1 protein-coding gene is annotated in these 982 nt (G+C 77.5%); it reads right to left on the bottom strand.

Annotation, left to right across the window (positions count from 1 at the left end; all coding sequences use genetic code 11):
* On the bottom strand, positions 1–982 hold a 982-nt coding region (locus ACOV8S_RS28060), incomplete at both ends, for a sensor histidine kinase (protein WP_448321271.1).

Raw genomic sequence — 982 nt, 5'->3', positions numbered from 1 at the left:
GGGTGGACTCGACGGTCAGCGTGCCGCCCAGCTGCGCGACGCGGGCACGCATCGCGGGCAGCCCGTGCCCGCCCTCGCGGCCGGGCGCGGGGAGCGCGCCGGGATCGAAGCCGCGGCCGTCGTCCGCGACGTCCAGGACCACCTGGTCGTCGAGATAGCTGAGGGTGACGGCGGCCCGGGTCGCTCCCGCGTGCTGCCGCACGTTGGCCAGTGCCCCCTGGGCGACGCGCAGCAGCGCGGCCTCGCCCCGCTCGGGCAGGGGCAGGGGCACCCCCTCGATGTGGTGGCGCACGGTGAGACCGTCCTTCGTCCCGCGCTCGGCGAGCCGGCGCAGCGCGGCGAGGAGCGAGCCGCCGTCCGCCAGATCGGCCGGCGCCAGGTCGTGCACGAAACGGCGGGCCTCGGCCAGGTCGCGGCCCGCACCCCGGGCGGCCTCCCGCACGTGTTCGAGCGCCGCCGCCGGGTCGCTCGCCCACACGCGCTCGGCGGCCTGCAGCAGCATCCTCTGACTCGACAGCCCCTGGGCGAGGGTGTCGTGGATCTCCATCGACAGCCGCGCCCGCTCGGCCAGCGCGCCCTCGCGGCGCTCGGTGGCCGCCAGGTCGCGCCGGGTGCGCATCAGGTCCTCGACGAGCGCGCGCAGCCGCTCCGCCTGCCGTTCCATGTGCAGGAAGACGCCGGCCATCAGGGCGGCGACGGCGGGCGGGGTGATCAGCACCGCCGGGTCGAAGCCGTCGCTCAGCCGTTGCAGCGACACCACGACGAGCACCGTGAGCAGGCACGCCAGCGGGATCGCCGCGCCGGCCGGCAGGGACCGCAGCGCCAGGACGAGCAACGGGGCCGCGCACCAGGCGAAGCTGGGCGCCAGCAGGGTCAGGAGCGACCAGGCCGCCACCACCGCCACCAGCCACACGAGCGGACGGGAGGCGGGCCGGTCCCGCCCACGGGCCGGACCGGCCACCGGGCCGAGGGCGTAGAGCAG

This window comes from Streptomyces sp. CO7, from assembly GCF_053474865.1.
Note: the sequence above shows the minus strand (reverse complement) of the source record. Positions and strands in the feature narration are given on the sequence as shown.